Genomic DNA, 21873 nt, shown 5'->3' with positions numbered 1-21873 from the left:
GCCGCTCAGGGGCGGTCCGCCGGCGAGGCGCGCCGGCCCAGTTCCTCCGACAGCTCCTGCCAGTCGCGGGCGCACTGCGCGGCAGCGGCGGCGGCGGTCTCGGCGCGGTACGGGGGCACCGCCGCCACGATCCGCTCCCGCTGCCGCAGCCCGCTCACCTGGAGGTCGAGCATGCGCAGGAGCAGCCTGCCCGCCTCACTGAGCCTGAGCAGGGGGTCCTTGCAGAGCCCGGTGACCAGCGCGGGCAGCGGTTGACCGCGGGCCCGTCCGCGGTCCGCCGGCCGGGCCGGCGGGGACGGTACGCCGCCGGAGCGCCGCTGCCCCGCCGGTACGGGGTCCTCGCCCTCGCCGATCCGGCGGCGTACGTCCCGTACGGTCGAGGGCGCGATGCCCGCCTCCCGCGCGATCTGCCGCAGGGATGCGGTGGGCCGGCCCGCGAGGAGCCGGGCCGCCGCTTCGCGGCCGCGGGCCGGATCGGCCGGCCGGACGCGTCCGTCCCGGCCGACGCGGCCCGGCGGCTCGTGCTCCGGAACTTCCCGCCGGCGCAGCGCGCCGACGGTCTTGGCCGCGAGCCCGGTCCGCTGCGCGATCCCACGGTCGGACCAGTCCGGGTGGGAGCGCAGGATCCGAATCGCCGCAGCGGTGCGTTCGGCCTGGGTCAGCGGGAGTCCGTGGCTGGTGTTGGCCTCGACGGAGAGGACGAAGGCGTCCTCGGCGCTGCCGTCGAAGTACGTCACTCCGACGGTGTCGCGGCCGCTCAGCACGGCCGCCCGCAGGCGGTGCGTGCCGTCGATGATCCGCATGGTGGGGCGGTGCACGAGCAGCGGCGGCAGCGTCCGGCCGGAGTGGGCGAGGGCCTGTGCGTGGCTCTCGTCCACCGGGACGGCGCGGGGGGAATCCGCCGCGAGCAGTGAGCCGACCGGCACCTCGGTCGCGGAGTGGGGGGTCTGCACGTCCGGGTGCCGTGCGTTCGGGTCGTCCATGGTGTTCACCTCCTTTCGTGCGCTCGACTCCTGGGGCACAGCACCGTGGCGCCGGGCCCGGAAAAGAAGTTACGTAACTACCGTTCGGTAACCTACGTCGCAGCCGAACCCCGTTGAGATTTGGGCAAGTTGGCAGAGTCGGCGCCGGTCGGGTGGGCGACCGGGGAACTTCGCCGGTCGCCCACCGGGCGGCGCATCAGGCGGTCTGGAGTGTGTCCGCGCGGACGAACTCCCGAAGCCACGAGAGGAATTCGGGCCCGAGGTCGTCCCGCTCGCAGGCGAGCCGGACCGTCGCACGGAGGTACTCGGCGCGGTCTCCGGTGTCGTAGCGCCGGCCGGAGAAGACCACGCCGTGGACCGGCCGTCCGGCCCGGACCAGGGCACGCAGTGCGTCCGTGAGCTGGATCTCGCCGCCGCGGCCGGGGGCGGTGCTCCGCAGCACGTCGAAGATCTCGGGATCGAGGAGGTACCGGCCGATGACGGCGAGGTTGCTGGGGGCGGTGCCGGGCTCCGGCTTCTCCACCAGTTCGGTGATGCGCACGCCGTCGCCGCCCTCGCCGTCGCCGGAGCCGCCGCCCGGCGCCGCCTGCTCGACCGCGGCGCATCCGTACAGGTGGATGGCGTCCGGGTCGACCTCCATGAGGGCCACGACACTGCCACCGAGCCGGGCGCGCACCTCGGCCATCCGGGCGAGCAGGGGGTCCCTGGGGTCGATCAGGTCGTCTGCCAGGAGGACGGCGAAGGGCTCGCGGCCGACGTGCGGAGCGGCGCAGAGGACGGCGTGCCCGAGTCCCTTGGGGTCGCGCTGGCGCACGTAGTGGATGTCCGCGAGTTCGGTGGAGGCGCAGACGCTGTTGAGTTTGTCCTGATCACCACGGCGCTGGAGGGCCTCCTCCAGCTCGTGGTTGCGGTCGAAGTGGTCCTCGAGCGGCCGCTTGTTGCGCCCGGTGACCATGAGGATGTCGGACATCCCCGCCGCGACCGCCTCTTCCACCACGTACTGGATGGCGGGCTTGTCGACCACCGGGAGCATTTCCTTGGGGGTGGCTTTCGTCAGCGGGAGGAAACGTGTTCCGAGTCCCGCGGCGGGGATGACTGCCTTGGTTATCTGCTGGGGTGTGGAATTCATGCCGCCGACGCTAGACGGCACCGTCCGCCGGCGGGTGGAACCGCCGCGCTTTCCTGCCTACTTGGGCATTTCCGTCGGGGGCTGGGCGGCGACGCGCCGCCGGACGAGGCACCACAGCTCCCCGAGTTCGCCGGCGACCGCCCCGGGGCGGACGTCGTCGCGCTCCCGGCGGGCCCGCGCGACGACGCCCCCGACCAGATGGCCCGTCAGCCGGGTGAGGGGACGCGGATCGACCTCCGGATGGAGCTGCCCGTCCTGCGCCGCCTGAGCCAGGAGTTCCTCCACGTCGGGGAGCCAGCAGCCGCACCATTCGGGACCGGCGCCGACGCGCTCCTGCGTGAGCCGCGCCGCGGCGCGCACGGCGGGGTCGGTCTCGATCAGCCGGCCGAGGGCAAGGACGAGCGAGGAGACGGTGTCCAGCGCCGGACCCCCGCGGGCCGTCACCCGCTCGACCACCCTTCGGGTGGCGGCCCGACCGGAATCTTCGACGGCGGTCGCCAGTTCCCCCTTCGCAGAAAAGTGAAAGGTGACGGCCCCGATCGAAATGCCGGCCGATCTGCTCAGCCGGGAAAGCGACGTGCCGTCATATCCGTTGCGGTCGAATTCGGCGGCGGCCACCGAGATCAGATGATTACGGGTGCGTACGCCGCGCTCTTGCTTCACCACTGCACTATCACTGCCATCCGGTTCGTTCCTCACTCGCCCCCGCGCCCGGCACGGGGACGACCTCCAGCCTCACCCCGGCGCGAGCCGCACACAACGGCCACTTGACGAAGAAGCGACCATGCGGCCGACGCTCCGGGCCGTCCGCCCGCGCCGGCGGCTGCCGTGGCTCCAACGTGCCCAAGTCGTTGCGGAGACGCCAGACTTTAGCTGGAAAACAAAACGAACGTTCTGTATTCTCCGAGGTGTCATGGCGCACACCCATGTCCGCACGGGAGGGGAGACGACAGATGACGACGCGCATGAGGACCAGAGCACCGGCTGCCGACGGCACCGCCCTGGACGACTTCACCGAACGCCTCTTCGGTCACTTACCGAGGGCCGACCAGCGCAGATGGGCCCGGGTCTACCTACAGGGCCTGCTCAGCACCCCGGGCAAGAAGTCCGTCCGCAGGCTCGCCGCGTCCGTGACCACGTCACCGACCGCCTCCCAGTCGTTGCAGCAGTTCATCAACGCCAGCCCCTGGGACTGGGATCCGGCCCGCACCGAGCTGCTCCGGCAGGTGGAGGAACGCCACCGGGTGCACGCCTGGACGATCGGACAGGTGTGCTTCCCCAAGCGCGGTGAGCACTCGGTCGGCGTACACCGCCGCTTCGACCCGGCGGCCGGACGCATCGTCAACTGCCAGTTCGGGTTCGGTCTGTTCCTCTCCCTGGACGGCATGAGCGTGCCCGTCGACTGGCGGCTGGTACTTCCCGAGAGCTGGTCGGTGGACCCGGCCCTGCGCCGTCGGGCGCGCATCTCGCCCGACGTCACGCACCGGACCCCCGAGTCACTGGTCCTCGACCTCATCGACTCGACCGCCGCCCGTACGGCGTCCGCCCGCGCCCCCGTGGTCGCCGACATCAGCCGACTCGGCGCCGCCGGCGCGCTGATCGGCACGCTCGGCCGCCGCGGCCACGACTTCCTGGTGTCCGTCCCGCCGACGCTCATCGTGCGCGCGGCCGGCCCGGCGCACGGGAGGGAACTGGCCCGGGGGCCCGTGCACCCGACCACCGCGGGCGACCTCGCCCGACGGGGGAACACCAGCCATCCGTACGCCGCTCCGTACGCCGCCTCCTCCGCGCACCCGCAGCGGCCGCACATCCGCTCGGCGCTGGTCCGGGTGCCCGGCGGGGAGCCGACGGCCCCCGGCACGCACCAGACGTACCGGCTGTTCGGCGAACCGGCGGTGTGGCCGGGGACGGGGGCGGGGCCCGGGGCGCGGCCCGGCGGGGCGGTTTGGCTCACCAACATGAGCCACCACCGGATGGACGACCTGCTGCACCTGGTACGACGCTCGGCCCGGGCGGCGGCCACCCTCGGCGTCCTGGCCGACGAGTTCGGCCTGCTGGACTTCGAGGGGCGCTCGTTCCCCGGCTGGCACCACCACATGACGTTGATGTCCGCCGCGTACGCCTACCAGGCCCTGTTCTCACGGTCCTGGGGAGGCGTCGAGGGTGTCGTCAGCCCGCCCCGATCACTGGCCCGCCGACGGTGACGGAGTGGTGAAGGGCAGGTCCGGGGAGGGGCCGACCTTGAAGGAGCGCAGCGGGACGTTGATGATCACCTTGCCCGGTTCCATCCCCGTGCTCTCTCGCGGTGCGCCCGCGCAGGCGTCGGCCTCGTAGACGAACAGGGACGCGTTGGTGTGGTTCGACACCGCACGGAAGTAGCTGCCCTCCGCCGCGTCGGGGAAGACGTCCTTGACCGAGTAGCACCGGTTGGACTCGGGGCTCTCGACCTTCTTGATCGGGGCGCCCATGAGCGGCCCGTCCTTGCCCGGCTCGCCCAGGGAGAGCTGGACGGCACCGACAGCCGCCGAGGCCGGGGTCAAGGGGGCCGCCGCGAGCAGGAGCGCGGCTCCGGCCGCGACGAGGAGCGCGGGCCGGCGTGCGATCGGTCGACGGGGCATGGGAACCTCCGGGGCGCCACGTGGTCCGGGGGTGCGGTGCGGGGGTGCGGTGCGGGGGTGCGATGCGGGGGCGCCCGACTCGATCCAGTATCCCCTCGAAGCGGCGTCGGTGCAGCGTCGGGCCCGGGCCTGCGGTGGCGCTGGGGCCGCTGGGCCCGGCGGCGGCAGACCCCGGCCACGCGGTAGCGCCGGGGCCCGGCGGCGGCAGACCCCGGCTGCGCCGGGTGCCGGGCTCCGCCCGGACCCGCGCCTCAAACGCCGGCGAGGCTGCATGTGCGGACCCGCCGGAAAGCCCGAGCACGCGAAGCGGGAAAGGCCGGCCCCCGCCGGAAAGCGCGAGCCGGCACCACCTGCCGGGCGGGTCAGGCGCGGATGAGGGCCAGGGCTTCGTCGCGGACGCGGGTCAGGGTGGCCTCGTCACGCGCCTCGACGTTCAGACGCAGCAACGGCTCCGTGTTCGACGCACGCACGTTGAACCACCACCCCTCACCCGTCACCGTCAAACCGTCCAGCTCATCCAGCGTCACACCCTCACGGCCACCGAAGGACTCCCGCACCGCCGCCAGCCGACCCGCCTGATCAGCCACCGTCGAATTGATCTCCCCCGACCCCTCATACCGGTCATAGGAAGCCACCAGCGCCGACAACGGACCGTCCTGACCGCCGAGGGCTGCAAGGACGTGCAATGCGGCCAGCATGCCCGTGTCCGCGTTCCAGAAGTCCTTGAAGTAGTAGTGCGCCGAATGCTCACCACCGAAAATCGCACCCGTCCGCGCCATCTCCTCCTTGATGAAGGAATGACCCACCCGCGTACGAACCGGCGTGCCACCGCTCTCCCGGACGACCTCCGGCACCGACATCGACGTGATCAGATTGTGGATCACCGTGCCCGACCCACCATGACGGGCCAGCTCACGCGACGCCACCAGAGCCGTGATCGCCGACGGCGACACCCCCACACCCCGCTCGTCCACGATGAAACACCGGTCCGCGTCCCCGTCGAAAGCGATACCCAGATCCGCACCCTCCGCCAGCACCCGCGCCTGCAGATCCACGATGTTCTTCGGATCCAGCGGATTCGCCTCGTGGTTGGGGAACGTCCCGTCCAACTCGAAGTACATCCGCGTCACATCCAGCGGCAGCCCCTCGAACACCGTCGGAACGGTATGACCACCCATCCCGTTGCCCGCGTCCACCACCACCTTCAGCGGACGGACCGACGACAGGTCCACCAGCGAACGCAGATGCTCCGCATACCCCTTCAGCGAGTCATGCTCCGTCACCGTCCCCGCCACCGTGCCCGCAGCAACCTCCGGAACGCCCGCGTCCAGCCAGCCCTCCACCAACGACCGGATCCGCGACAGACCCGTGTCCTGACCCACCGGCGCCGCACCCGCCCGGCACATCTTGATCCCGTTGTACCGCGCCGGATTGTGCGACGCCGTGAACATCGCACCCGGCAGACCCATCGACCCCGACGCGTAATACAGCTGATCCGTCGAACACAACCCGATCAACGTCACATCCACACCACGCGCCGCGGCACCCCGCGCGAACGCCGCCGACAGACCCGGCGACGAAGGACGCATGTCATGCCCCACCACGATCGCCGACCCACCCACGACCTCGACGAAAGCAGCACCGAACAGCTCCGCCAGGGACTCGTCCCACTCGTCCGGCACGACGCCACGCACGTCATACGCCTTGACGATGTTCGAAAGGTCGGGCATTTCCACTCCTCCATCGGGTGTACGGGCGACCGGGACCGGCCGTCCCGGACGCTACCCGTCGCCTTCCCCGCCACGGCCCTTCCGCCCCCATCCCGTTGCGGCTTTGGCAGATCTCCGTCACCCCGGCCGGACCGAGCCCCGCTCCCGGTACCAGGACGCCGCCCGGCCGAGCCGTGCCAGCGGGCCCGGTCCCGGGGCGATGCCCGCGAGCCGCCATGCCGCGTCCGCGCGGTACCAGTGGTCCCGGGCGAGCAGTGTGAACTGCCGCTCGCTGACCCAGCCCGGGGTCGCGGCCAGGACCTCCAGGCACCGGCTCCAGGGCCAGTCGGCGGTGGGCCGACCCGGCAGCACCCCGTGGTCGGCGAGCGCCCGCATGAGGTCCCGGTTGCGCACCGGCTCCGGATGGTGGGCGTGCAGTACGCCCGTGGCCGCGGTCGCGGTGCCGCCCCCGAGGGCGAAGGCCGCGACGAGCCGCGCCAGGTCGTCGACGTCGACGAAGGAAGCCGTCCCGGCTCCCCCGTCCCACTGCGCCGGTACCCGTCGGAAGGCGTCGCAGAGGGCCGGCACGGCCCAGCGGTCGCCCCTCCCCAGGACCAGGCCGGCCCGCAGCACCAGGCCGCCCGCGTCGAGCACGGACGCCTCCCCCGCCAGCCGGCTGCCACTGGCCGGCGACACCGGCGCCGGGGTCAACTCCCCTACCTCGGGCCCCCGGTGGGGCCCCGGGCCGTAGACGGCGCACGTCGACAGGTGCACGATGCGCCGCACGCCCGCGCGCCGGGCCTCCGCCATCAGGGCCGCGGTCCCGACGGAGTTGACCGCCTCGCACCGCTCGGCGTCCGGTCCGATGTAGGAGGCGAGGGACAGCAGGACGTCGGCGCCCTCGCACACCCCGTGCAACGAGGACGGGTCGGCCAGGTCCACGGCCGCGCGGTGACCGTGGTCCGCGGCGCCGCCGGCGGCGGGCGTACGGGACACCGCGCGCAGCACGGCGGACGGGCTCCGCTCGGCCAGCCGGCGCACCACCGCCGACCCGACGAAGCCCGTCGGCCCGGTCACGACGACCTGCGGCCCGGTCAACCCCGCTGCTCCGGCTCGGCGGCCGGCTCCGGTTCCGGTTCCGTCGCCGGTGCGGTCGTCGGCGGCAGCGTCAGGCGCAGACCGCCCCGGACGTCGTCGGCCGCCACGGCGGGCAGCAGGTAGCGCCAGAGCGAGGCGATCCGCTGGGGCAGATCGGCCCGGCCGGTGGACGCCTGGGAGAAGAGCTGTGCGCCGGTGAAGGAGCTGACGAGCACCCAGGCCAGTTCGTGGTCGTCGACGTCCGGCTGGAGTTCCCCCTTGGCCCGGGCGAAGCGCAGCTGCTGGCGGAACTCCAGCACCCAGGCCTGGTAGGCGACGTCGTCGCGCAGCCCGAACTCGCCCTGCTCCACGGCCAGTCGTACGCCGGCGCGGAGCACCGGATTGTGCTGGAGCTGCTCGGCGAGGTAAAGGGTGATGTCCACCAGACGCTGGAGGCCGTCCTCGCCCGCGGGGAACTCCAGCCCCTCACCCTGGCCGACCATCACCGCGTAGGCGAGTTCCTCCTTCGAGCCGAAGTGGAAGTACATCCCGCCCTGCGTGACGGCCGCCCGCTTCATGATCTTGCTGATGCTGGCCCCGCTGAAGCCGAACTCGTCGAAGACCTCCGCCGCGGCGCGCAGGATGGCCGCCTTCGTCTGAACTGCCCTGAGTTGAGGGGCCCGTTGCTGCTTCCGCTCTGACATGAGCACCTAATCCTTCTCGACAAAAAAAACGAACATCCTTTATTTTAGGACCCAGCGCCGAACAAGCACCAGCTCCAGCTCATGTCCGACGTTCCAGGGGGGCTCCACCAATGACTGTCTCAGCCACACGCTCCGCCTCGCCCGCGACCGCGCTCAGCAGCGCCTTGCCGCGGGAGTACGTGCACAAGAGCGCGCACTCCGAAGTCCTGCTCACCGGTTGGCGTTCCGTCGCTCCCGACGAGTTCGTCGTCACCGCCCAGTGGCCCCGCGCCCACAGCTTCTACTCGCCCGACGCGGGTCACCACGACCCGTTGCTCCTGGCCGAGTCCGTCCGCCAGGCCATCCCGCTGCTCAGTCACGTGGCGTACGACGTGCCCTTCGGTCACCGCCAGATCTGGGACACGTTCAGCTGTGCGACGGAGCCCGCCGCGCTCGTGGTCGGTCCGAGACCCGCCGACATCATGCTCCACATCCGCTGCTCGGGCATCGCCCGCCGGGGCCGCAGGCTCGCCCGTCTGACCATGCACGTCACCGCCACCCGGGACGGGGAGTTCCTCGGCACCGCCGAGGCCGGCTTCACCAACCAGCCCGAGACCGTCTACCAGCGCCTGCGCGGCGGGAACGCCGACATCGACCAGGTGACCGCCCGCATGATCCCGCTCCCGCCGCCGATGACTCCCCGGCGGGTGGGCCGCGACCGCTTCCACGACGTGGTGCTCTCCCCCACCAGCGCGATGCACCGGGCGCAGCTGCGGACCGACGTCAACCACCCCATCCTCTTCGACCACCCCGTGGACCACGCCCCGGGCATGCTGCTCCTGGAAGCCGTACGCCAGGCCGCGTACGCCTCCGCCTTCCCCCGCCGAGGGGTTCTGACCGACATGGAGATGCGGTTCTTCCGCTACGCGGAGCTGAACGCGCCCTGCTGGATCGAGACGACCCCGCTCCCGGACCTGACGGCGGCTCCGGACCGCCGACGGCTGCCCGTACGTGTCGTGGCCCGGCAGGACGGCGAGGAGGTCTTCACCGCCACGGCGACGATCACCGCCACGGCGCCCGCGCCCCTGCGCGCCTTCGCCGCACGCTGACCCTTCCCTCCGACGTGGACGAAGGCGCCTGCCGGGACTCCCCGGCAGGCGCCTTCCCTTCGGCCCGGAGGCGTGGGCACCCGCGCACGCGGGGCAGGCTGGCAGGGAGTTCCCCGCGTGCCCGTCGGTGACTTCGGGGCGAACCCCGCCCCGGACCGCACCGACCCACCCGCCCGCCCCTCCAGGAGGTCCATGTGTCTGCCGCATCGAGTTACGCGTCCGGGGTCTGCGAAGTGCCGTTGCTCGGTGACACCATCGGCGAGAACCTGGACCGCACGGTGCGCAGGTTCCCCGACCGCGACGCCCTCGTCGACGTGGCCGCCGGCCGCCGGTGGACGTACGCGCAGCTGGCCGCCGACGTCGACGCGCTCGCCCTGGGACTGCTGGACCTGGGCATCGTGAAGGGCGACCGCGTCGGCATCTGGGCCCCCAACCGCGCGGAGTGGACGCTGGTGCAGTACGCCACGGCCAGGATCGGGGCGGTCCTCGTCACCGTGAACCCCGCCTACCGCTCCCACGAACTGGAGTACGTCCTGCGGCAGTCCGGCATCCGGCTGCTGGCCGCCGCGGACCGCTTCAGGACCTCCGACTACGCCGCCATGATCGAGGAGGTCCGCCCGCGCTGCCCGGACCTGGAGTTCGTGGCCCTGCTCGACGGCCCGCTGTGGAACTCCCTGCTGGAGCGCGGCCGGCAGGGCGACCCGGCCGACCTCGCCCGGGCGCAGGCAGCGCTGAGCCCGGACGACGCCGTCAACATCCAGTACACCTCCGGGACCACCGGATTCCCCAAGGGCGCGACCCTCTCGCACCACAACATCCTCAACAACGGCTTCTTCGTCGGCGAGCTGTGCCACTACACCGAGCACGACCGGGTCTGCATCCCGGTGCCCCTCTATCACTGCTTCGGCATGGTCATGGGCAACCTCGCCTGCACCAGCCACGGCGCGGCCATGGTGATCCCCGCGCCGGTCTTCGACCCGGCGGCCACCCTGGCCGCGGTGGAGGCGGAACGGTGCACCTCGCTGTACGGCGTCCCCACGATGTTCATCGCCGAGCTGGCGGAGCCCGGGTTCGACTCGTACGACCTGTCCAGCCTGCGTACGGGGATCATGGCGGGCTCGCCCTGCCCGGTCGAGGTCATGCGGGAGGTCGTCGAACGCATGGGCATGGCGGAGGTGTCCATCTGCTACGGGATGACGGAGACCTCCCCGGTGTCGACGCAGACCCGCGCCGACGACCCGGTCGAGCGCCGCGTGTCCACCGTCGGCCGGGTCGGGCCGCACCTGGAGGTGAAGGTGGTCGATCCGCGGACCGGGCGGACGGTGCCGCGGGGCGAGCCGGGCGAACTGTGCACCCGCGGCTATGCGGTGATGCTCGGCTACTGGGAGGAACCGGAGCGGACCGCGGAGGCCGTCGACGCGGCGCGCTGGATGCACACCGGCGACCTGGCCGTCATGGACGGGGACGGGTACCTGAGCATCACCGGCCGGATCAAGGACATGGTGATCCGCGGCGGGGAGAACCTCTACCCGCGCGAGATCGAGGAGTTCCTCCACACGCACCCGGACGTCCTCGACGTCCAGGTCATCGGGGTGCCCGACCCCAAGTACGGTGAGGAGCTGATGGCGTGGGTGCGCATGCGCGAGGGGGCCGAGCCGCTGACGGCGGACGCCGTCCGCGCGTACTGCGCCGGCCGGCTGGCGCACTTCAAGATCCCGCGGTACGTGCACGTCGTGGAGGAGTTCCCCATGACCGTCACCGGCAAGGTCCGCAAGGTGGAAATGCGCCGGGAAGCCCTCCGCCTGCTGGAACTGCCGTCCTAGAACGGCGCGTTGCGGCTCGCGCCGGCACCGCTCCTGACCGATGATCTTCCTGGGCGCGTCGCGGTCGCGCCGTCCGGCCGTCCGCGACGCCCCGCCCTTTGCCGCCGACTGACCACCGACCAGAGGAACACCGTGCCGCTGCCCGTGAACCGACGTCTCGCCCTGACCGCCGCCCTGCTCGCCGTGACGGCCGCCGTCGCCCCCGCGACCACCGCCCAGGCCGCCGGAACCGCCCCCGACCTCGATGCGCTGACCCAGGCGCTGCGCAACACCACGGCCGCGGGCGCACCCGGCGCCATGGCCCGCTTCAGCGGCCCCGACGGGGTCCGCACCCGGGCCGTCGGCGTGCGCGACAGGTCCACGGGTGCGGCCATGGACCCGCAGGCCCGCTTCCGGATCGGCAGCGTCAGCAAGACCTTCTCCTCCGTGGTCCTGCTCCAGCTCGTCGGCGAGAAGAAGATCGACCTGGACACGTCCGTCAACCGCTACCTGCCCGGTCTGCTGCCCGACGACCGGATCACCGTGCGCCACCTGCTGACGCACCGCAGCGGTCTGGCGGACTACACGGACGCCATGTTCGAGCACACCGTCCCCGGGTTCGAGGCCGTGCGCAACCGGGTGTTCAGCTACCAGGAGCTGGTGGACCTCTCGCTGCGCGAGCCCAGGACCACCGAACCCGGCCTGGCGTACAAGTACTCCAACACCAACTTCGTCGTCGTCGGCATGCTCATCGAGAAGGCCACCGGCAACCGGGTGGGCAAGGAGTACGAGCGGCGCATCTTCAAGCCGCTGGGCCTGCGCAACACCACCTACGTACACCCCGACACCAAGATCAAGGGCCTGCACGCCCGCGGGTACCTGCACCCCGACGAGGCCGGCGCGCCGCTGGTCGACTCCACCGAGCAGACCGTGTCGTGGGCCCAGTCCGCCGGGGCGGTCATCTCCAGCCCGGCGGATCTGAACACCTTCACCTCCGCGCTGCTCGGCGGCCGGCTGCTGTCGCCCCGACTGCTGGACGCCATGGTGACCGCGACCCCGACCGACACCACGAACACCCGGTTCTACGGGCTGGGCCTGCGCCGCTACGACCTCTCCTGCGGCACGTCGGTCTACGGGCACACCGGTACGGTGCAGGGTTTCTACACCTACGCCTTCTCCACGCGCGACGGCCGGCGCAGCCTCTCGGCGATGGCGAACACCTCGAACCGCGGCGAGGCCAACACGGCGCTCGGCGGCACCCTGGAGGCCGCGTTCTGCGGCACGCAGACCGAGAAGAAGGGCGCGCGCGACTTCGGCTTCGCCCCGGCCGAGGTTGACCTTCCCGAGCACAACGCACGCTGACGCGCGCCCGGCGGTGGGTGCCGGCCCGGCTCCTCGGCCGGCGCCCACCGCGTCGTCACTTCGGGACACGAGAGCTACTGACGAATCATCAGGTCATCCGTCCCGGACTCTTGACTCCGTCGACGCCAGTGGCGATTCTCGGACCACCGTTTGCGGGTTCATGACAAGTCAGCACTCCCGTGTGGCCGTCGCGTCCCCCGAACGGGTCCGGCTCCACCCGATCGGATCCGGCTCCTCCACCGCGCCGTCCGCCGACCGAAGACGTGAGTGATGACCATTTCCCGACACACGCACCCCAGGCGCAGCCCCCTCGCGGTCCTGTCATTGCTCCTCGCCGTGGTGGCGATGGTGCTCGGCCCCGTGCCCAGCTCCGCCGCCGACCCCGGCTGGTGGAATCCGGTGGCGCGGCCCGCACCCGACTCCGACATCAACATCACCGGCGAACCGTTCAAGGGCACCGACTCCCAGGGCCGGGTGCGCGGTTTCGTCGACGCGCACGACCACCTGATGTCCAACGAGGGCTTCGGCGGCCGCCTCATCTGCGGCAAGCCCTTCTCCGAGATGGGCGTGGCCGACGCGCTCAAGGACTGTCCCGAGCACTACCCCGACGGCACCCTGGCGATCTTCGACTTCATCACCAAGGGCGGCGACGGCAAGCACGACCCCAACGGCTGGCCGACCTTCAAGGACTGGCCCGCCCACGACTCGCTGACCCACCAGCAGAACTACTACGCCTGGGTCGAGCGGGCCTGGCGCGGCGGCCAGCGCGTGCTGGTCAACGACCTCGTCACCAACGGCGTGATCTGCTCCGTGTACTTCTTCAAGGACCGCAGCTGCGACGAGATGACCGCCATCCGGCTGGAGGCGCAGAAGACGTACGACATGCAGGCCTACATCGACAAGATGTACGGCGGGCCCGGAAAGGGCTGGTTCCGCATCGTCACCGACTCCGCCCAGGCCCGCGAGGTGGTCAAGCAGGGCAAGCTGGCCGTCGTCCTCGGCGTGGAGACCTCCGAGCCGTTCGGCTGCAAGCAGATCCTCGACATCGCGCAGTGCAGCAAGGAGGACGTCGACCGCGGCCTCGACGAGCTGCACAAGCTGGGCGTGCGCAGCATGTTCCTCTGCCACAAGTTCGACAACGCCCTGTGCGGCGTCCGCTTCGACCAGGGTGCGCTCGGCACCGCCATCAACGTGGGCCAGTTCCTGTCGACCGGCACCTTCTGGAAGACCGAGAAGTGCACGGGCCCGCAGCACGACAACCCCATCGGGCTCGCGGCCGCCCCGCAGGCGCAGAAGGAGCTTCCGGCGGGGGTGTCCGTGCCCTCGTACGCGGCGGACGCGCAGTGCAACACCCGCGGCCTGACCGAGCTCGGCGAGTACGCGGTGCGCGGCATGATGAAACGCAAGATGATGCTGGAGATCGACCACATGAGCGTCAAGGCCGCCGGCCGGGCGTTCGACATCCTGGAGTCCGAGTCCTACCCGGGCATCATCTCCTCGCACAGCTGGATGGACGACAACTGGACCGAGCGCCTCTACAAGCTCGGCGGGTTCGTCGCCCAGTACATGAACGGGGCCGAGGGCTTCAGCGCGGAGGCCAAGGCCAAGAACGCCCTGCGCGACAAGTACAACGTCGGCTACGGCTACGGCACCGACATGAACGGGGTCGGCGGCTGGCCCGGACCGCGCGGGGCCGACGCCCCCAACCCGGTGCGCTACCCCTTCCGCAGCGTCGACGGCGGCTCCGTCATCGACAAGCAGACCACGGGACAGCGCACCTGGGACCTCAACACCGACGGCGCCTCGCACTACGGTCTGGTCCCGGACTGGATCGAGGACATCCGCAACGTCGGCGGCCAGGACGTGGTCGACGACCTGTTCCGCGGCGCGGAGTCCTACCTCACCACCTGGGGTTCCTCCGAGAAGCACAAGGCGGGCGTGAACCTGGCCGCGGGCTCCTCCACGCAGGCCAGCTCGGCGGAATGGAACCCGTTCACGAGCTACGCGCCCTCCCGGGCCGTCGACGGGAACACGAACACCCGCTGGGCGAGCGACTGGAGCGACGACCAGTGGATCCGGATCGACCTCGGCGCGGCCAACCTGGTCGGGCGCGTCACGCTCGACTGGGAGCGGGCGCACGGACAGGCCTACCGCATCGAGCTGTCGAACGACGGCACCGACTGGCAGACCGCGTGGTCGACCACCACCGGTGACGGCGGTCTGGACACGGCGTTGTTCACCGGCACCACGGCCCGCTACGTACGCGTCCACGGCGTGCAGCGCGGTACCAAGTGGGGTTACTCGCTCCACGAGGTGGGCGTCTACAGCAGCTGACGTCACGGAGCAGCCAGGGCCGGGGCCGGCCGGATCCGCCGATCCGGCCGGCCCCGGCCGCACCGCCGCACCACGGCACCACGGAACGGCACGATCAGAACGAAGGGAACGAGTGCCCATGGCCCGCATGCCGTCGGCCGAGCGACGCCGCCAGCTGACCGAGGCGGCGATCCGCGTGATGGCCCGCGACGGCGTGGCCGGGGCAACGACGCGGTCGATCTGCGCCGAGGCCGGCGTGTCCCTGAGCGTCTTCCACTACTGCTTCGACTCCAAGCAGGCCCTGCTGGAAGCGGTGATCGTGACGATCACCGAGCACGGCATCGCGGTGGCGAGGGAGGCCATCCGGCCCAGGGCCACCCTCCGGGAGACCGTCCGGGCCGGCTTCCAGGCGTACTGGGACCACGTCGCCGCCAACCCGGGCGAGCACATGCTCACCTACGAACTCACGCAGTACGCCCTGCGCCGGCCCGGGTTCGAGCACCTGGCACGTCGGCAGTACGAGCTGTACTCCGACACCTACACCGAGCTGATCGAGCAGCTGCGCCTGCGGATGCCCTTCGAGGTGCGCGTGCCGGTTCCCGTGCTGGCCCGCTACCTGGCCGCCCTGACGGACGGGCTGACCCTGAACCACCTGGTGCTCGGCGACGCCGAAGGCGTCGCGGCCGTCCTCGACATGATCGCCGATCATGTCGAGGGGCTCACCGACCCCGCGGACGGGGACCGGCCGCACGCGGGGCCGTACGCCCGGGCGTACGCCGGGCCACCACCGCGGGCCTGAGCCGGCCCTTCCCGTCAGGCGCCGTCGGCGCCCACCTCGCGGCCGTGCGGTTCCCCTCCCGGCGGGGCGGGTGTCAGTAGCGGTCCAGCAGGGTGGTCAGGACCTTGTAGAGGACCGATTCCGGGTCCGCGACGCCGTCGGGCGCGCGCCAGGCGACGAAGCCGTCGGGGCGGACCAGGACGGCTCCGGAGGCGGTGGTGCCGTGGGCCTCGGCCCAGTCGGCGCCGTCCTCCGGGACCAGGTCGGCCTCGGGGCCGGTGCCGATCGCGTAGGCGTCCAGCCGAACGCTCATCCGCTTGGCGACCGACCCCGCCGCTCCGCTCCACGGGGTGCCCTCGGAGCTGAGCAGGACGAAGGACCGCTCGTAGAGGTCGATGGTGGAGGTCCGCTCCCCGGCCGGGTCGCGCAGCCACAGGTGCGGGGCACGGGTGCCCGGGTCGCCGCACAGCCGCATCCGTTCGGGCACGACCGGCAGGTCCGGGTCGGCCCCCACGACCGCGCCCTGGACGTAGCCGTACCCCATCGCCACGGACAGGACCCCGCCCTGCGGGCCGCCACCGCGCGCGGGCGCCCCGGGGGTGTGCTCCGGGGTCGGTTCGTACCCGGGATGGCTGTGCTCCGCCGAACGGGCCGAGGCCCGCTCGCTCGTCGCCCGCGCCACCGGGAGCCGTTCGGACTCGTACGTCTCCAGCAGTCCCGGGCCGGCCGCGCCGTCCAGCACCGCGGCGAGCTTCCAGGCGAGGTTGTGCGCGTCCTGGATGCCGGTGTTGGAGCCGAACGCCCCGGTGGGCGACATCTCGTGGGCGGAGTCCCCGGCCAGGAAGACACGGCCGGCGGCGTACCGCTGGGCGACGCGCTCGGCGGCGTGCCACGGCGCCTTCCCGGTGATCTCGACGTCCAGGTCGGGTGCGCCGACGGCCCGCCGGATGTGCTCCACGCAGCGCTCGTCGGTGAAGTCCTCCAGCGTCTCGCCCCGGTCGGGGTGCCACGGCGCGTGGAAGACCCACCGCTCGCGGTTGTCGACGGGCAGCAGGGCGCCGTCGGCGTCCGGCTTGGTGAGGTAGCACACGATGAAACGGCGGTCGCCGATCACGTCCGCGAGGGCGCGCGAGCGGAAGGTGATGCTCACGTTGTGGAAGAGGTCGCCGGAACCGCTCTGGCCGATGCGCAGCTGTTCGCGCACCGGGCTGCGCGGCCCGTCGGCGGCGACGAGGTAGTCGGCGCGCACGGTGCTGTGCTCGCCGGTCTCGCGGTTCTTGACGATCGCGGTGACCCCGCTCTCGTCCTGTTCGAAGGAGAGCAGCTCGGTGGAGAACCGCAGGTCCGCCCCGAGCGCGGGGGTGACGGACATCAGCACCGGCTCGATGTCGTTCTGGCTGCACAGGCACCAGGTCGAAGGGCTGAACCGGGCCAGCGCGCCCCCCGGGTCGATCCGCTCGAACAACCACTCCTGGTCGTCACCGGTCAGGGAGCCGCCCTGCAGGATGCCGTGGTTCTCCGCCAGGACCGCGGCGGCCGCACGGATCCGGTCCTCGACGTGGGCGACCCGGAACAGCTCCATGGTGCGGACGTTGATGCCGCGTCCACGCGGGTGCAGCGAGGTTCCCGCGTGCTTCTCGACCAGCATGTGCGTGATGCCATGACGACCGAGGAACAGCGAGGTGCACAGGCCCACCAGCGAGCCGCCCACGATGAGGACCGGGACGCGGTGGTCGACGTTTTCCTTCATGGCTCTTCCATGCCCTGTACGACGGGGGTTCCCTCGCCCGTTCACCCGCTTGGTTCTCTCCTCTCGCGCCGACGGGGCTATCGGACAACGATCGGTTCGGGTGGCGCCGCCCCGTGGCGACCGTGTGGTCTCGAAGGAGTGTGAACGATGACAACCTTGTCGGAACGGATATCCCAGTCCGCCTTCGACGACTCGAGGCTTCGGGTCGTGCTGCTGCTGGATCTGTACGACGGTGCGCAGAACCAGTTCCTGGAGGTCTACGAGGACCTCCACAAACAGGTCTCCTCCGTCCCCGGGCACATCCGCGACGAGCTGTGCCAGTCGATCGAGAATCCGTCGCAGTGGCTGATCACCAGTGAGTGGGAGAGCGCACCGCGCTTCTTGGCCTGGGTCAACAGCGAGGCGCACGTCGCGTCCGTCCAGCCCCTCCACGGCTGCGTGCGGGACACCCGTTCGCTGCGGTTCAGCGTGCTGCGGGAGACGGGCAGGGACCACGGTCCCGGCGCCGCCGCGGCCTTCTCCCCCGGCCCGGCCACCCCGCGGCGGGGGGACGGCGTGGTCCGCCACGCCCTGACCTTCACCGTCAAGCCGGGCAGCGAGTCCGTCGTGGCGGAGCTGCTGAGCGGGTACGCGTCGCCGGAGGCGCAGGTCGACGAGAACACCCGGCTGCGCCGCAGCTCGCTCTTCATGCACGGCAACCGCGTCGTACGGGCCATGGAGGTCGAGGGCGACCTGCTGGCGGCGCTGCGCCACGTGGCCCAGCAGCCCGAGGTCCGGGCGCTGGAGGAGGCCATCAACCCGTACCTGGAGCAGGACCGCGACCTCGGCGATCCCGGTTCGGCCCGGACCTTCTTCACCCGGGCGGCGCTGCCCGCCGTGCACCACGTGGCGGCGGTCGGCGCCGACGGCGCGGACCTCGGACGGCACGCGCTGTTCTATCCCGCCAAGAAGGGGTGCGGCACCGAGCTCGCCCGGCTGCTCGCCGCACAGGACGAGGCGGCCGTGGACGACGCGACGAGCCCCATCGAGGCGAGCACCGTCTTCCAGCGCGACGACATCGTCGTGCGCCTCCTCGACCTGCGCGGGCCGCACGACGCCCGGCCGGCCCTGACGCTCGGCGTGGAGGGCGGTCACAAGGCGGCGGTGCTGGCACGGCTGCTGGACAGCGCCACGGACGGCGTCCCCACCACCCCCCAGGAGATCTCACGCTTTCTGGAGCGCTCCGAGATGCGCCTGATCACCGACCGGCGTTCGCCGGACCGAGTCTGAGGAGAAGCCCGCCATGACCGATCGACTGACCGTGGAAGAGCTGGCCGCGCTGATGAAGAAGGGCGCGGGCATCGCCGTCGACCCCGCCGTCATGGCGGACCGTCCCGATGCGAAGTTCGACGAGTGGGGGCTGGACTCCCTGGGGCTGCTCGGCATCGTCGGCGAGCTGGAGAACCGGCACGGCCGGTCCCTCCCCGCCGGTGCGGACCAGTGCAAGTCGCCGCGCGAGTTCCTCGACCTCGTCAACGACGCCCTGACGGCCGGGACCTGAGGCGTCCGGGCGGACGGGCGCCGCCGCCCGGCACGCATGACGACGCCCCGGGACCGGCCGACCGCCGGTCCCGGGGCGTCGTGGCGCGTGCCGGCCGGGATCACCCGGGCACGGTGCACTCGAAGGCGTGCAGGTACGCGTTGACGGGGCGGACGTCGCCGAGCAGGAGTCCGGCGTCCGCCAGCCGGGTGCGCAGGCTCTCCTCGGTGTGCTTCGCGCCGCCGACGTTGAGCAGCAGCATCAGGTCCATGGCCGTGGTGAACCGCATCGACGGGGTGTCGTCGACGAGGTTCTCGATGACGACGACCCTGGCTCCGGGGCGGGCCGCGGCGACCACGTTGCGCAGGGTCCGGCGGGTGCTCTCGTCGTCCCACTCGAGGATGTTCTTGATGATGTAGAGGTCGGCGTCGACGGGGACGGCCTCGCGGCAGTCGCCGGGGACGATGCCGGTACGGTCGGCGAGGGCGCCGCCGTCGAGCAGTCGGGGGTCGGCCTTCGCGACCACGCCGGGCAGGTCGAGCAGGTGGCCGCGTACCGTCGGGTGCCTCTCCAGGAGGCTGGCCAGGACGTGTCCCTGGCCGCCGCCGATGTCCGCGACCACCGAGACGCCGGTGAGGTCGAGGAGGTCCGCGACGTCCAGTGCCGACTGCCTGCTGGAGGTGGTCATGGCGCGGTTGAAGACGTGGGCCGACTCGTGCGCGTCCTCGTGCAGGTAGTCGAAGAACCCCTTGCCGAAGACGTCGTGGAAGACGCTCCCGCCGGTGCTGACGGCGTCGTCGAGCCGCGGCCACGCCTGCCAGGTCCAGGGCTCCGTGCACCACAGGGAGATGTAGCGCAGGCTGTGCGGGTCGTCCTCGCGCAGCAGCCGTGACATGTCCGTGTGGACGAAGGCGCCGTCCTCGGTCTCGGCGAAGATGCCGTAGCAGGACAGGGCGCGGAGCAGGCGCTGCAGGGGCTTCGGCTCCGCGTGCACCGCGGCCGCGAGTTCGGCGGGGGTGGCGGGCGACTCCCCGAGGGCGTCGGCCACCTTCAGCCGCGCGGCGGCCCGTACGGCGGCGGCGACGGCCGCGCCGAAGGCGAGCTCGCGCAGGCGCATGGCCGGCGGGGGCGTGTGCGGGGGGCCGGCGTTCGGGGCGGGGACGGGCGCCGGGGTGGCGGCGGGGGTGGAACTCACCGTGGTCATACGGCCTCGATTCTCGTGATGAGGGGGGACACGGGTCAGCACAGACCGGCCGGCACGGAGGTGTCGCACCGGTTGTTGAGGAACCGGTTGCCCGATCCGGCGCCCTGGTTGGCCAGGTCGGCGGGCAGGTTGTCCCGCACCACGTTGTCCTCGATGACGTTGTCGGTGTTCGTCGCGCCCACGAAGCTCTTGAACAGCAGGATGCCGCCCGACAGCGGGGAGGATCCGACGTTGCCCCGGATGGAGTTCGAACGCACGACCGTCTCTTCGGCGCCGGTGAGGACGACGCCGACGCCCTGGATGTCGGGGAGCCGGCTGTTGCCCTTGCAGAACTTGTTGTTCTCGTGGATGCGGTTGCCGCGGATGGTCAGGTCCCCGGCGCCGGGCTCGCCCTCGTCGCCGACGACGAAGACGCCGCCGCAGTTGCCGGTCAGGTGGTTGCCGCTGACGGTGAGGTTCCGCACGCGCCTGACCGTGACCCCGATCCGGTTGCCGGTCAGCCTGTTGCCGCGGATGACGGCGCCGCGGGTATCGGTGGCGCCGCCTTCGCGCGCGACGGTGTTGGCGATGAAGATGCCCGACTCGGCGTTGTCGCGGGCGATGTTGTCGCGGAAGAAGCCGCGGGTGGAGCGTTCCTGGGCGATGCCCCAGGTGCTGTTGTTCTCGGAGATCACGCGCTCGACGCTCAGCCGGTCGGTGTACGACGCCCAGATGCCGTTCCGCTTGAAGCCGGAGACGGTCAGTGCGCGGATCTCGACACCGGTGACGGGCTGCTCCTCCGTACCCATGACGCAGATTCCGGTGTCGGCCTGCGAGCAGGCCGGGGCTGCCCGTCGGGACGTCTTCGGGGTGGCGGGCAGGGTCGTCGCGGCCGGGGGCCTGATCACCGTCCGCTCGCCCCAGCCGCGCAGCGTCAGCCTCTTCGTGATCAGCACGTTCTCGTAGTAGGTGCCGGGCATCACGGTGATGATGTCGCCCGGCCGCGCGGAGTCCACCGCGTCCTGGATCGAGTCGCCCGGGCGCACTCGGTGTCCGGCCGCGGATGCGGGCGGCGCGAAGACGCCGAAGCCGGCGGCCATGACGACGGCGATGCACGTGAGGGACTTGAGTTGTCGGTTCGTCACAATGCAGAAGTTATGGGCGATTGCGACAAATCGCCACACTGGGTGAGCGGATCGACGCATGCCGTCGGCAAACGGCCGCATTTTGACGCCCGGAGAGTGGATCGTCGTACTGCGGGCGCCGCCCCCGGCCCGCGGCGTCGCCCGGTTGCCCGCGGGACGGCAGCGCCGCAGGCCGTACGGGGTTTCCCGGGCCGGCCCCGAACGGGCAACGGGCAACCCGTCGACCCCGGGGTCCCGGCGGCTCCAGCCTGGAGCCGTCAGCACGAGGCACGAACCGCAAGGGGAAACCATGCGCAAGCTGTTCCGCGGCGCCGCCGCTCTCGCCACGTCCGTCGTCGCGGTGATCGCGCTCAGCGCCTCGGTGGAGGCCAAGCCGGTCGACACCTGGGCCGGATGCCCGGACGGGGCGGTGTGCATCTACCCCCAGAACCAGAACCCCGCCGTCCGGCCGACGCACGTCTTCTACCGGTACGGGGCCCACAACCTCAGCAATCAGTTCGGGCACCACTGGGTGCTCAACAACCAGTACGGCGGTGCGACCGCAAACCTGTGCACCGGCACCAACGGCGCGGGCTGCGGCGGCCCCATCGCCGCCAAGACCGGTGTGTACGCCGACCTCACCCCGGTCAACTCGATCCGCCTCAACCGTTAGCGCCGCGGGGGCAGGCGTCGGGAGCCGTCGCGCACGGCGGCTCCCGGCGTTCCTGTGCTCG

The 21873-nt window shown here is 71.7% G+C and carries 19 protein-coding genes; 9 read left to right on the top strand and 10 right to left on the bottom strand.

What is annotated here, in order from left to right; genetic code table 11:
* Positions 1-5: 5 nt before the first annotated feature.
* From AC2RP6_RS32700 to AC2RP6_RS32690, 3 genes are all read right to left on the bottom strand, one after another.
* Positions 6-983 (bottom strand): ParB/RepB/Spo0J family partition protein, encoded by a 978-nt coding sequence (locus AC2RP6_RS32700; protein ID WP_486449443.1) that lies wholly within the window; start codon positions 981-983, stop codon positions 6-8.
* Positions 984-1179: 196 nt separating this feature from the next.
* A complete protein-coding gene (gene galU, locus AC2RP6_RS32695) occupies positions 1180-2112 on the bottom strand; it encodes a UTP--glucose-1-phosphate uridylyltransferase GalU (protein ID WP_486449442.1) in 933 nt (310 codons plus the stop codon).
* Positions 2113-2169: 57 nt separating this feature from the next.
* The gene (locus AC2RP6_RS32690; protein WP_486449441.1) at positions 2170-2775 is read right to left on the bottom strand and encodes a TetR family transcriptional regulator; all 606 of its coding nucleotides are present in this window, start codon (positions 2773-2775) and stop codon (positions 2170-2172) included.
* Positions 2776-3065: 290 nt separating this feature from the next.
* On the opposite strand from AC2RP6_RS32690, the gene AC2RP6_RS32685 reads away from it, so the two are divergent.
* Positions 3066-4316: an IS701 family transposase gene (locus AC2RP6_RS32685; RefSeq protein WP_486449440.1), complete on the top strand. Its 1251-nt coding sequence runs from the start codon at positions 3066-3068 to the stop codon at positions 4314-4316.
* On the opposite strand, the gene AC2RP6_RS32680 is transcribed toward AC2RP6_RS32685, so the two are convergent.
* From AC2RP6_RS32680 to AC2RP6_RS32665, 4 genes are all read right to left on the bottom strand, one after another.
* Positions 4296-4730 (bottom strand): hypothetical protein, encoded by a 435-nt coding sequence (locus tag AC2RP6_RS32680; protein ID WP_486449439.1) that lies wholly within the window; start codon positions 4728-4730, stop codon positions 4296-4298. The genes AC2RP6_RS32685 and AC2RP6_RS32680 overlap by 21 nt on opposite strands.
* Before the next feature lie 362 nt (positions 4731-5092).
* A complete protein-coding gene (locus AC2RP6_RS32675; RefSeq protein ID WP_486449438.1) occupies positions 5093-6460 on the bottom strand; it encodes a phosphomannomutase/phosphoglucomutase in 1368 nt (455 codons plus the stop codon).
* A gap of 117 nt (positions 6461-6577) precedes the next feature.
* The gene (locus AC2RP6_RS32670; protein WP_486449437.1) at positions 6578-7537 is read right to left on the bottom strand and encodes an NAD-dependent epimerase/dehydratase family protein; all 960 of its coding nucleotides are present in this window, start codon (positions 7535-7537) and stop codon (positions 6578-6580) included.
* Positions 7534-8220 (bottom strand): ScbR family autoregulator-binding transcription factor, encoded by a 687-nt coding sequence (locus AC2RP6_RS32665; RefSeq protein WP_486449436.1) that lies wholly within the window; start codon positions 8218-8220, stop codon positions 7534-7536. Before AC2RP6_RS32665 ends, AC2RP6_RS32670 begins: the two co-directional genes overlap by 4 nt.
* 110 nt (positions 8221-8330) lie before the next feature.
* On the opposite strand from AC2RP6_RS32665, the gene AC2RP6_RS32660 reads away from it, so the two are divergent.
* The 5 genes from AC2RP6_RS32660 to AC2RP6_RS32640 all read left to right on the top strand — a co-directional run bounded on the left by AC2RP6_RS32660 (position 8331) and on the right by AC2RP6_RS32640 (position 15584).
* Positions 8331-9308 (top strand): ScbA/BarX family gamma-butyrolactone biosynthesis protein, encoded by a 978-nt coding sequence (locus AC2RP6_RS32660; RefSeq protein WP_486449435.1) that lies wholly within the window; start codon positions 8331-8333, stop codon positions 9306-9308.
* A gap of 194 nt (positions 9309-9502) precedes the next feature.
* A complete protein-coding gene (locus AC2RP6_RS32655) occupies positions 9503-11131 on the top strand; it encodes an AMP-binding protein (protein ID WP_486449434.1) in 1629 nt (542 codons plus the stop codon).
* Positions 11132-11263: 132 nt separating this feature from the next.
* Entirely contained in the window at positions 11264-12472 is a 1209-nt protein-coding gene (locus AC2RP6_RS32650) for a serine hydrolase domain-containing protein (RefSeq protein ID WP_486449433.1), read from the top strand.
* 270 nt (positions 12473-12742) lie between these two features.
* The gene (locus AC2RP6_RS32645; RefSeq protein WP_486449432.1) at positions 12743-14806 is read left to right on the top strand and encodes a galactose-binding domain-containing protein; all 2064 of its coding nucleotides are present in this window, start codon (positions 12743-12745) and stop codon (positions 14804-14806) included.
* A gap of 118 nt (positions 14807-14924) precedes the next feature.
* Positions 14925-15584, top strand: coding sequence for a TetR/AcrR family transcriptional regulator (locus AC2RP6_RS32640; protein WP_486449431.1), 660 nt, complete (start codon positions 14925-14927; stop codon positions 15582-15584).
* A 73-nt stretch (positions 15585-15657) separates the two neighbouring features.
* Here AC2RP6_RS32640 and AC2RP6_RS32635 read toward each other — a convergent pair whose 3' ends face one another.
* Positions 15658-17313 (bottom strand): FAD-dependent oxidoreductase, encoded by a 1656-nt coding sequence (locus AC2RP6_RS32635; protein ID WP_486449430.1) that lies wholly within the window; start codon positions 17311-17313, stop codon positions 15658-15660.
* A 147-nt stretch (positions 17314-17460) separates the two neighbouring features.
* Between AC2RP6_RS32635 and AC2RP6_RS32630 the strand changes: the two genes are divergently transcribed.
* Positions 17461-18582: a SchA/CurD-like domain-containing protein gene (locus AC2RP6_RS32630; protein WP_486449429.1), complete on the top strand. Its 1122-nt coding sequence runs from the start codon at positions 17461-17463 to the stop codon at positions 18580-18582.
* A 13-nt stretch (positions 18583-18595) separates the two neighbouring features.
* The gene (locus AC2RP6_RS32625) at positions 18596-18853 is read left to right on the top strand and encodes an acyl carrier protein (RefSeq protein ID WP_030660595.1); all 258 of its coding nucleotides are present in this window, start codon (positions 18596-18598) and stop codon (positions 18851-18853) included.
* Positions 18854-18953: 100 nt separating this feature from the next.
* On the opposite strand, the gene AC2RP6_RS32620 is transcribed toward AC2RP6_RS32625, so the two are convergent.
* Positions 18954-20036, bottom strand: coding sequence for a methyltransferase (locus AC2RP6_RS32620; protein ID WP_486449428.1), 1083 nt, complete (start codon positions 20034-20036; stop codon positions 18954-18956).
* 35 nt (positions 20037-20071) lie between these two features.
* Positions 20072-21160: a right-handed parallel beta-helix repeat-containing protein gene (locus tag AC2RP6_RS32615; protein WP_486449427.1), complete on the bottom strand. Its 1089-nt coding sequence runs from the start codon at positions 21158-21160 to the stop codon at positions 20072-20074.
* Between the two features lie 289 nt (positions 21161-21449).
* Here AC2RP6_RS32615 and AC2RP6_RS32610 point away from each other — a divergent pair, with 289 nt between their 5' ends.
* Positions 21450-21812, top strand: coding sequence for a hypothetical protein (locus AC2RP6_RS32610; RefSeq protein ID WP_486449426.1), 363 nt, complete (start codon positions 21450-21452; stop codon positions 21810-21812).
* Positions 21813-21873 lie beyond the last annotated feature (61 nt).

This window comes from Streptomyces sp. WAC03905, from assembly GCF_057371075.1.
This window is presented reverse-complemented; position numbering and strand designations above follow the sequence as displayed.

What these genes read in the sequence shown, in the direction of transcription:
- AC2RP6_RS32700 (WP_486449443.1), bottom strand. Translation starts at nt 983, where the DNA reads ATGGACGACCCGAACGCACGGCACCCGGACGTGCAGACCCCCCACTCC.
- galU (WP_486449442.1), bottom strand. Translation starts at nt 2,112, where the DNA reads ATGAATTCCACACCCCAGCAGATAACCAAGGCAGTCATCCCCGCCGCG.
- AC2RP6_RS32685 (WP_486449440.1), top strand. Translation starts at nt 3,066, where the DNA reads ATGACGACGCGCATGAGGACCAGAGCACCGGCTGCCGACGGCACCGCC.
- AC2RP6_RS32680 (WP_486449439.1), bottom strand. Translation starts at nt 4,730, where the DNA reads ATGCCCCGTCGACCGATCGCACGCCGGCCCGCGCTCCTCGTCGCGGCC.
- AC2RP6_RS32675 (WP_486449438.1), bottom strand. Translation starts at nt 6,460, where the DNA reads ATGCCCGACCTTTCGAACATCGTCAAGGCGTATGACGTGCGTGGCGTC.
- AC2RP6_RS32665 (WP_486449436.1), bottom strand. Translation starts at nt 8,220, where the DNA reads ATGTCAGAGCGGAAGCAGCAACGGGCCCCTCAACTCAGGGCAGTTCAG.
- AC2RP6_RS32660 (WP_486449435.1), top strand. Translation starts at nt 8,331, where the DNA reads ATGACTGTCTCAGCCACACGCTCCGCCTCGCCCGCGACCGCGCTCAGC.
- AC2RP6_RS32645 (WP_486449432.1), top strand. Translation starts at nt 12,743, where the DNA reads ATGACCATTTCCCGACACACGCACCCCAGGCGCAGCCCCCTCGCGGTC.
- AC2RP6_RS32640 (WP_486449431.1), top strand. Translation starts at nt 14,925, where the DNA reads ATGGCCCGCATGCCGTCGGCCGAGCGACGCCGCCAGCTGACCGAGGCG.
- AC2RP6_RS32635 (WP_486449430.1), bottom strand. Translation starts at nt 17,313, where the DNA reads ATGAAGGAAAACGTCGACCACCGCGTCCCGGTCCTCATCGTGGGCGGC.
- AC2RP6_RS32630 (WP_486449429.1), top strand. Translation starts at nt 17,461, where the DNA reads ATGACAACCTTGTCGGAACGGATATCCCAGTCCGCCTTCGACGACTCG.
- AC2RP6_RS32625 (WP_030660595.1), top strand. Translation starts at nt 18,596, where the DNA reads ATGACCGATCGACTGACCGTGGAAGAGCTGGCCGCGCTGATGAAGAAG.
- AC2RP6_RS32620 (WP_486449428.1), bottom strand. Translation starts at nt 20,036, where the DNA reads ATGACCACGGTGAGTTCCACCCCCGCCGCCACCCCGGCGCCCGTCCCC.
- AC2RP6_RS32610 (WP_486449426.1), top strand. Translation starts at nt 21,450, where the DNA reads ATGCGCAAGCTGTTCCGCGGCGCCGCCGCTCTCGCCACGTCCGTCGTC.